This window comes from Alteromonas sp. BZK5 (assembly GCF_014349115.1).
GTDB lineage: Bacteria > Pseudomonadota > Gammaproteobacteria > Enterobacterales > Alteromonadaceae > Alteromonas > Alteromonas macleodii.
The window spans coordinates 1-8,521 of the sequence record NZ_JACSOE010000112.1 but is presented as its reverse complement, the minus strand read 5'-3'; the positions used below and the strand labels follow the sequence as shown (position 1 = coordinate 8,521).

The following is an 8,521-nucleotide window of genomic DNA, read 5'->3' as shown; positions in this document are numbered from 1 at the left end:
GCCGCATTTTTCTGTTCAAGAGCCCGGCCAGAGTCTTTAATATCTGTTACAGCGTCAATAATGGGTAGCGGAAGAAACAGTATTTTGGAAATATGAATATGACTAAAAAATGGGGATAAGACGCCACATCACTGTACCCCTACAGTTCAAGCGTGGCGAATGCCCTTTGGAGAAGGCATTAAAGAGTGTATTAGTTTTTCATTTCACCTTCAATGGAAGTATTAAGCGTTAGACACTAGCTTCAATGGTACGTCGTCATGTTGACCATTTTGCCTGGCACGGTGCTGCAATGTTCTGATGCGGATCCCTTTTCTTTGACATATTGAATAGATGGCATTCATTTCGACGCCGAAGAAAAGTGCAACATCGCTGACACTCGCCCCTTGGGCGAACATGGATGTAATCAGGCCAAGATCTTTAGTCGACCACCTGCGCCTTTTAGTGTCGGCAACACCTTCCAGTCGGCTAATCTTACGTCGCAACATCAAAATGGTATTTTGTTGCTCGCTACACAATGTTTCTAGCTGTTGCCTCGTTAACGTTTTTGCTGCGTTTTGCATATTGTTCCTTAATTAGCGACAGTGTTCATACACTGAAGTGTATTAAGCCGCATCCGCTTTATGCTGCGTATTTTCATACTTGACGACAATGGCAAAGCCACCGATTTCCATAACGAACTTCACGGTGAACGATTTTATCTTTACCATGTCCCCCAGAACCATTTCACCCTTCTTGAGTAGGCGATAACTTTTGCTGCGCTCTGCACTCTCTTGAGATAGAAAAGGTTGCCCATACCGACCTAGAAGCACGGAAATGTTCGTTTCTCCATCTCGTGCGCGAAGTATCTTACCTGCCAAATAGCTAACGGCACTTCTACGCGGATCGTCAAAGTCGTTGCCTACGATGCTTTCGGCACTCAATAATCCACGCTGAAGATTAATCAGCATCTCATGAGCTTGGTGATATTTTCGAAAATCAATCATGGTATGAAGCCCCTCTAAAAAGATATCTTCACGATACCCCTACTCTACGCCTTCGCCACTTTAATGAAGGGTGTCGATGGCAATATGCCATTTATCAAAGACAAAACCACCAGCAGCTGTCTCCTCGACCTGATATTCAATCTCAGATTCAACTTTTAAGGCTAACTCTTCGCAAATTGCCATTGCAGTTAACATGGCGTTCTCGCGCGCCCACAAAAACGCAAATGCTTTCACTGGTGTTTGATGATCAAGAATTTCTTCATTGTCATTTTTAAGGTTATTAACGGTCATCACAAATATGCGGCCTCTTCTATCGAATTCGGAAGCAACAGTAAACGGGATTTAAAACTTTGCTACTTTTGAACCATGACGCCCCTAGATTCTGGCGGCACTACCATTTTTATTAATTACAAATGAGGAACCGTTTGAAGATATGCCGTAATGTCGGTGCCGATATCGTTCGGCCACTGGCCCACTAGCTCAATATCCCAATCTTCCTCATATAGAGCATGCTCAAGCATCAAAGCTATTCTAGGAAAATAACTTAACGTCTCCTGTACGTTACTTTTTGTTAGATTGATTAAGTCTTCTGCTTCTTGCCAATCAATCGACCCTTTTTCAGTCCAAGCCTGATTAACATACTTAGCCATATTTCTGAGCTGATAAAGCAAATCATATTTAAGCGTAGACCTAAGTGGATTGTTGTTTAGCAATTCAACAAATGGTATTTCTGTTGTTGAGAACGTCCCTTCACTATCCGCATCATCTTCTATTGCTGTAAATGAAAACCCTTCGTCATATATAATTAACTGAGTGGTGCAGGTCTTTATTGCATGTTGTATGAGTGATTCCTTTACATTCCCCCTTTTCAATTTTTCTGAGGCCTGTTCTGGCAGAGTGACGTCGAACTCACTCCATATGGCGTCAGGAACGAGAATTGAAATACTTTCTGCATCAACCTGTTTCCTTATGTGGGCTAGCGCGAGTATTCTTTTACGTAGGCCTTCGTTGATGTCCACGTATAAGGTTTCAGGTACCACGTTAACTTCTCCCTGCCAGCCAACGTTGAGATATACGGATTTTAAATATGGTTTCATTCTATTGTCCTTCGTCATTAGCTCATTGCTAATGACGATATCAGACAATTATTGCTGGGCTACTTTTGCTTTGATTACATCTTCACCCGCTATGTAGATGGTGGCGTATTGCATACTGGGAGAATTAACCATGGTATTCCATTACGTCTCCGTAGCTATTAACTTGTTCGCCCTGGCGAACGATAAAAGTTACAATCCGGCGTCAAAGACGAACGATTGTAATCGCATGGATGCGAATAATAAATAGGAAGTGCCTGCACTGAGAGCATCGCGCTAATGATGGCAGGATGCATACATCTTAGCGCCAGGCCCTCGCTTTGCGAGGCCTAGTTGAATAGATTTAAACTGTTGCTAGGGAACGACAAAAGTCGAAAGAATGAGTGTTGACCACTTCGCTGGCACGACATCCCGGTGTATGAGGGGGTAAATACAGGTTTCAGGTGTCTCTTTATTAAATAATATTCAACGAAGCAAGCTCTTGTACTACTGATTTTCGTACTTGTGGACTGATGTGTCTAGCACACTCCTTTGCAACAAAAGACATTACATAATGATGAGCGTACCCGTGGTTTCTTTCATCCAAATGAGACCATAACTCGTCATTATCTTCACACGAAATAACCTCTCTATAACTAGTAGATAAGGCCAGAGCGAAGCGTCTTACCGTGTTTTTATTCATGGCGTCAATAAAGCCCGTAAGATCACCGAGTACTTCGGTTTCATCCCAACTAGCCGAATCACTAACACGTGAATGGCCATTACCGTGAAGGGCGCAGCATAATGCATCGTCAACAATTTGTGACTGCATTTCTGTCAATAATCTATTTTGACCTATATGCTTTCGAATGAGAGTCGCGTCACAGGTAAAATGTGTATCTGGGCTCTTAAATTTTGCCTCATGCACAAGTCCTGACTCGGCAGTACCGAGAAAGTGAACGCTTGTTGGAGACACATCAATGAGGAACTGATTAATCTCATGACTGCTCACGGCTTTGGCGTTTGATGGAAGCCCACAAATAAAATCAAACCCCAGCAGTTTACGACAGCGGTGGTAATGTTCGGTAAGGGATAGCCTACCCTTTTGCAGTGGGACCATTATCTGCGCGCCTCTGTCATGCAGAGCCTTAACGTCTTTTTGATATCTACAAAGCAACTGAAAGCTTTTATCCTGCTCACCAACTTCGTCCGGAGCAACGAGTATCAGTGTTCTGATATCTTCTGAAGCCTCAATGACGGTGTCATAGCATTGAAACACCTTATCAAAGTCTAAAGGAGGAAACGTTTCATCTTGAATACGTGCTTTGAAATTTCTGAACGCACCGCTATCTATGAACGCTTTTCCACCCGCTGAAACATATTGGGCAATAAGCAAAAGTACCGGCTTAGAGGCATCTATTGCACAAACACCAATGTTGGCACCTGCCGACATATAGCCTAGTAAATCAGTTTTACTACTGGACCCAGACTTGTAAGTTTCAACAATGGATCCTGGCAACACCTCGCTCACAAGATCAGATTGCACTGCTGTCTGAGAGAGAAAATTAAGTTTTCTATTCCAGTCAAATTGAGAATATGAAGGCACTTTGCGCTTTTTCTTTGCGCACTGTGTAGCAAATAAACTGAGCTGCATGAGCTATTCCAAATAAGATTTTATATGGAATCAGTTAATCATTGTTTTGTAGTCGGGCTACTATGTGCCAATTAGCTATTTGTTTCATGACAGCATCATAAAAACTTGTGTCTGAGAGTCACCGTCACCCAACCCGAACTTCCTCAAAAGCAATTAGAGTTCGGTATTGCTCTCAATTGCTTCAAAAGCCTCTTTACTGAATAAAGAATAAACTTTGATGTCAGAGATAGGAATGATGATATTAAAACGTGTAATGTGATCATGACCCGAATCTTCGTTATCGTCTAGCTCACCAGTTTCATCGTCATAACAGAGTTGATAATGCTTATAGTAATTGCGGCTGATTACCATTTTTTGTTTTTTTGTCAGGTAGCCTGAAAGTATTGGCAACATCTTTAGCTGGGTAATCTCACCATCTTCAAGGTCAGGTTGTTGGGGGTAACCGATATATACTTTTCCACTTTGCAGAATAATGCGCATTGGGATGAGGTCACGAGCTGATTCTATAATTAGACGCTCTGACTCTGTGGCAACCCTCATTATGCTCTTATATAGCGCTTGTTTCTCAGGTAAATTTTGATGATGTTTAATACTCCCATACCCTTCAACAACTATCCCCTTGTAACGTCTTAAAATGCTAAATAGCTTTATTTTCATGATTAATAAAGCAAATAAAGCGTCGAAACAGAGTAATGCTGTCAAAAAAAAGTCATTGTAATTTTTGTCAGTATAGAGAGGTAGAGCATTAGTTCCGTTAATAATTGCGCTTAAGAAAACTAAACACAGACTGGGCAAGAGACCGTACAGAGCCATTTGGAAGCCTCTAATTCCCACTCTAAAGTAGAGGTTGTAACCTGTTTGTCTGACGATATGAAGCCTATTTAAAGGATGGTGAGACTCGTAGTGATAACCAATAGCTAACACTGCCGCCAAAAATATTGCAGTCATAAGCAATTTTCCTGTGAAGGGAGTATCGGGTTATTAAGCTTTGCGAGTAACAGGTATGTCAGCGAATTGCTGCATCGACTTCCAAAGTTTCCGCTGTGTTTCCTTGCGGTCAAGAGCCATCCTCACGATTCCGTCGCGATCAAATTCGACGTTACTTAGGTCAACGTCTTGGGAGGGGATATTTTTTTTCATCTTTTTCACGCCTCAAGTTTACTAACAAATTTCAGAAAAGTCACTATTGGGTAACTATTGAGAGCGTAAACCTAAACCATGTTATCGCCATTTATTATGTAATGAGAACTAACACAATGGCGTGATGGCGTCATGATGAAATTCAAGCGCATTCTTTAGAGTGTATAGCAGTCAACTCTCTTATTAATTTATTCACTCGAACATGTGGACTGTCGTTACCTAATTCCCAAGGAAATTCATTAACATAGTAACGATTTCTATAAATCGAACAGTATTCGTTAAAAGTCAGGTTATCTAGAGATTTTAGCTTTCCTGAGACCTTTACTTTTTTCATAAATGTCTCAGTGTCGGCATCAGCAGGTATACCTGCCTCGATAGAAGCTTTGTGAAGTTTTAACAAGTGTTCTTCTGCATTTTTTTCTCTTTCTAATCCTAGTATAAGAGAACATCCACTAGCTATATGTGTAACACCAAAGACACCAAATTTTGGCATTACTACTGCGAAAAGTTCACAAAATTCAAATTTCTTTGCCGGTACCGTGATTGTTCCACCGGGAACCTGTATACATAATTCGTCAAGAGACATCCTATAACTCCCTCTTTCTGAGATAAAATTTCCTTTTAGTTCTATATTTTAATTCTAGCGCAATAAAAATTGAGTCAAAACGCAGTTTTATTGCGTTGAATAGTGTGTTTATATTTTGTACTTTGTCGAGTGAGAGATGAGAGGGAACATCAAAATGGAGCGTGGTAATCAAGCACTCGCTAATCTAATAAAGAAGCGAAGAATGGCTTTTGACCTATCGCAAGAAGAAGTAGCCGATTCTGTCGGCATGTCGTTAAGGTCATATCAGTATCTTGAAGCAGGGAAAACTAAAATAACCATGGACAAGGAGGTTAGACTCATGCGCATCATGCGCAAAGTATATGTCAAGAAAACTGGGTTCATACTAGACGAAGAAAAAGATAACGAATCCATAGCTACAGCCATTAAAGACTTATTTTTGAGACTTTTAAAAAGTTAATAGGGATATTATGTACACATTAGACATACCACTTAGAGTCGTTGCATTGGTAATTCTCAGTGTAATACTTTTTACTACTGGTCCCGCACTTTCTGACTTTAGTGCATCCTCAATCACAGAGTTTGTAGTTTTTTACGCTAACTTGTTTGTATTCTTTTTCGCTGGAATTTTTATGCGAGGCTCGGTAAACCGACGTTTTTGCATCGTTCTTGGCGTATCGATTATTCTTTGCCATTTAACATTTTACACTTTCCTACATTTCGCGGGTAACAACATCTATGTAAAAATATGGAGCTTTTTTGTAGCATCCATCCCTTTATATGCAGGTGTTGTATTTTTTAATCATTTACAAGCCAAAACCCTGGATATTTGTGAGCGTCTTGGAGTGAAAAACGAGGTTGCGGATAGAATTGTTGGCCCAATCAGCTCGACTAACTTATCGATTGTCTTTACCGGCTATGTCACTTTCTGGATTTATGCTGATTTTATTTTCGCTTCATACTGTACTGTCTACGGATTGATGTACAACCTTCCTCACGACCAGTACATCTCAGAATTATTTAAAGCAAATGATCATATTAATGCGATGGAAGTTTACGATGGCGTACTTTTAGTAGTTGACGCATTTATTACCTTTTTAATTGGATATAGAGCTATATTAGATCAAAGGAGGCCCGATGCTCTAGGTGCTGGGCCCACAATGACATATGATCCATCTAAAGCACTTAAAATTTAGTTTTGTTAGGCCTTACCACCCTAACTTCTGGAGCCGGTGAAAATAGTGAAGTTAAGTAACTTAAAACCGAGGTTACCACTTTCTCTTCTTCACCGGTCTTTGCAGCAACGGGCATTGAGACACATGCTGCTAAAATAATCGACGTCATTACTTTCGTAGATTTTTTCATTTGTTTTTCTCCTTTTTAATTTTCAACTTGTTGTCTTGCACACTTTGCAAGCCTCATACCTAAAACTAACTGTATAGAAACCAATCACCATCCAAAGCGTCTCTGACATGAACAAAACTCACCGGAAAGCCTTTATCCAAATGGTTTTTAGTGTTTCTAAAAAACGTTTAAAATACTTTCAACTTTGTTTCTCGATGAATGTGTGATCAGTAAAACAGTGTATAAACGGCAAAAAAATGCCATTTTTTTGTCGGTGAAAAATCATATAGCGTCAATAATTGCACTTTGTGCTTTAGCTAATGATTTTGCAGTATGAGTTCCCCACCCTTTCTACGACGTCGTGATATTCTCTTCTTTGTGAGGCGATCAACTTAAGCTGCTTAGTTATTAGATCTGGGGTTTCCCTAACCATTTTGTTTGTTACGTCGTAGACGACAAAGCCTTGTGTAAGTGCAAAGGCCCTCTTTTCGTGGTCATTTTGAAAGGCATGTAGCAGATGGTGATTCTGCCATCCATTAAATTCGATAAGTATTCGAGCAGTGACAAAACAGTGGTCGTATCGCCATTTTTTTGGTGCATTCTCTAGTAAGACTTCATGGATAATATTTCCACCAGGATGACGAAAATAATCCCCAAAGTTCTCCACGAGTTGCTGATGAAGTTTATGAGCAGGATTCTTAGTCGGCCAAGGCGAATACTTGACGTCATCAGATACTTTTTTACTACATTTGATTCTGGACTGTTCTTTCGTTAGAAATCGACGTGTTTCTTCAGGATATTTTCTTACTAGTGACGCTCTCATTCTTTGAGGAAGTTTATCGAATGTCGCTTTATCTAGTCTCACAGTGGTACCTAACATTGAGTTAACTTATACTCATTTTTACATCAGCATGATTTTTGTCTTCTTTTCCTTCATTTTTATAATTCTTGTCTATTAAGAATGGTTTACTCGTTTTTTTTAGTTCCTGAATGATCTTTAGAATTTCAGTAGATGTTGACGGAACATTGATTATTAAAGATGGCAAACCGTCATGCAGTGAACTTGTAGGTTTATACCTCGCTAAAGCTTTAGCTCCTTTCATTTGAAGATCTGAGTTCTTGTACAAAGCAAGTATTTTCATGAGAGACCCCGTTGAAATGTCTCTTCTAAATGTATTAACGCTTCGTTATTTTTTGCTACTGATTAGAAAATGCATATCACTATGCCCAGTATTTCTTTCACGGAGTGTGTCTGTAAAGCAGCTGATGCCGTTTTTGCAATTGAACCTAACAATCCTTGCTCTCTAATTAAAAAAAAGCTTTCTGGTAGCCATAGGCCCCCATTGTCAGGAATTGAAGTTTAATTTTTGACTTAAAAATATAGGATATAGTTTTTATGTGAGGGGCAAAGCCCCTCTAACAATCTCTATCTCTCTCTAACAGTTATCTAATGTAATGACATTTGTATTGTTTTCTTTTTCACTGGAACTCAAATTATATGAATGTTCTACAATTATCATGAATGGCACCAAGTTCGTCTAACAAAGCTTTGTTGGAGTCTCCTTATTAAATGTTTAGGTATTCAATGTGATTGCATTGCTCAATCAGACACTTAAATACAGTTTATTTCATGTTTTAAGGTCTATATTTTGGCTATTGACGGCCTTTGTTCGCCAACTTTTTACATGCGAGCAGGAGTAATCCCCGGAAATAAATCCGGTAAATTGTTGGTTACTACTTAAACTCGTCTAGATGCTTTCAT

Annotated in this window: 12 protein-coding genes; 2 read left to right on the top strand and 10 right to left on the bottom strand. The window is 39.7% G+C overall.

The features are described 5' to 3' along the window. Window positions 1-221: 221 nt before the first annotated feature. From BIZ39_RS19160 to BIZ39_RS19130, 7 genes are all read right to left on the bottom strand, one after another. The gene (locus BIZ39_RS19160) at window positions 222-560 is read right to left on the bottom strand and encodes a hypothetical protein (protein ID WP_187447755.1); all 339 of its coding nucleotides are present in this window, start codon (window positions 558-560) and stop codon (window positions 222-224) included. Between the two features lie 42 nt (window positions 561-602). Beyond that, a complete protein-coding gene (locus BIZ39_RS19155) occupies window positions 603-983 on the bottom strand; it encodes a hypothetical protein (protein ID WP_187447754.1) in 381 nt (126 codons plus the stop codon). 60 nt (window positions 984-1,043) lie between these two features. Next, complete coding sequence (locus BIZ39_RS19150) at window positions 1,044-1,277, bottom strand: hypothetical protein (RefSeq protein ID WP_187447753.1); 234 nt, start codon at window positions 1,275-1,277, stop codon at window positions 1,044-1,046. A 113-nt stretch (window positions 1,278-1,390) separates the two neighbouring features. Next, window positions 1,391-2,080: a hypothetical protein gene (locus tag BIZ39_RS19145; RefSeq protein ID WP_187447752.1), complete on the bottom strand. Its 690-nt coding sequence runs from the start codon at window positions 2,078-2,080 to the stop codon at window positions 1,391-1,393. A gap of 451 nt (window positions 2,081-2,531) precedes the next feature. Next, complete coding sequence (locus BIZ39_RS19140) at window positions 2,532-3,710, bottom strand: hypothetical protein (protein ID WP_187447751.1); 1,179 nt, start codon at window positions 3,708-3,710, stop codon at window positions 2,532-2,534. Between the two features lie 153 nt (window positions 3,711-3,863). After that, the gene (locus BIZ39_RS19135; RefSeq protein ID WP_187447750.1) at window positions 3,864-4,658 is read right to left on the bottom strand and encodes a hypothetical protein; all 795 of its coding nucleotides are present in this window, start codon (window positions 4,656-4,658) and stop codon (window positions 3,864-3,866) included. A 334-nt stretch (window positions 4,659-4,992) separates the two neighbouring features. After that, a complete protein-coding gene (locus tag BIZ39_RS19130) occupies window positions 4,993-5,436 on the bottom strand; it encodes a hypothetical protein (RefSeq protein WP_187447749.1) in 444 nt (147 codons plus the stop codon). 154 nt (window positions 5,437-5,590) lie between these two features. Here BIZ39_RS19130 and BIZ39_RS19125 point away from each other — a divergent pair, with 154 nt between their 5' ends. Both BIZ39_RS19125 and BIZ39_RS19120 read left to right on the top strand, forming a co-directional pair. After that, window positions 5,591-5,875, top strand: a complete 285-nt coding sequence (locus BIZ39_RS19125; RefSeq protein ID WP_187447748.1) for a helix-turn-helix domain-containing protein — start codon at window positions 5,591-5,593, stop codon at window positions 5,873-5,875. Between the two features lie 10 nt (window positions 5,876-5,885). After that, window positions 5,886-6,611 (top strand): hypothetical protein, encoded by a 726-nt coding sequence (locus tag BIZ39_RS19120; protein ID WP_187447747.1) that lies wholly within the window; start codon window positions 5,886-5,888, stop codon window positions 6,609-6,611. On the opposite strand, the gene BIZ39_RS19115 is transcribed toward BIZ39_RS19120, so the two are convergent. The 3 genes from BIZ39_RS19115 to BIZ39_RS19105 form a co-directional block, all read right to left on the bottom strand. After that, window positions 6,601-6,780 carry a hypothetical protein gene (locus BIZ39_RS19115; protein ID WP_187447746.1) on the bottom strand — a complete coding sequence of 60 codons (180 nt, stop codon included), beginning with the start codon at window positions 6,778-6,780 and terminating at the stop codon, window positions 6,601-6,603. The genes BIZ39_RS19120 and BIZ39_RS19115 overlap by 11 nt on opposite strands. A 292-nt stretch (window positions 6,781-7,072) precedes the next feature. Next, the gene (locus BIZ39_RS19110; protein WP_187447745.1) at window positions 7,073-7,624 is read right to left on the bottom strand and encodes a hypothetical protein; all 552 of its coding nucleotides are present in this window, start codon (window positions 7,622-7,624) and stop codon (window positions 7,073-7,075) included. A gap of 19 nt (window positions 7,625-7,643) precedes the next feature. After that, the gene (locus BIZ39_RS19105) at window positions 7,644-7,901 is read right to left on the bottom strand and encodes a hypothetical protein (protein ID WP_187447744.1); all 258 of its coding nucleotides are present in this window, start codon (window positions 7,899-7,901) and stop codon (window positions 7,644-7,646) included. Between the last annotated feature and the right edge of the window lie 620 nt (window positions 7,902-8,521).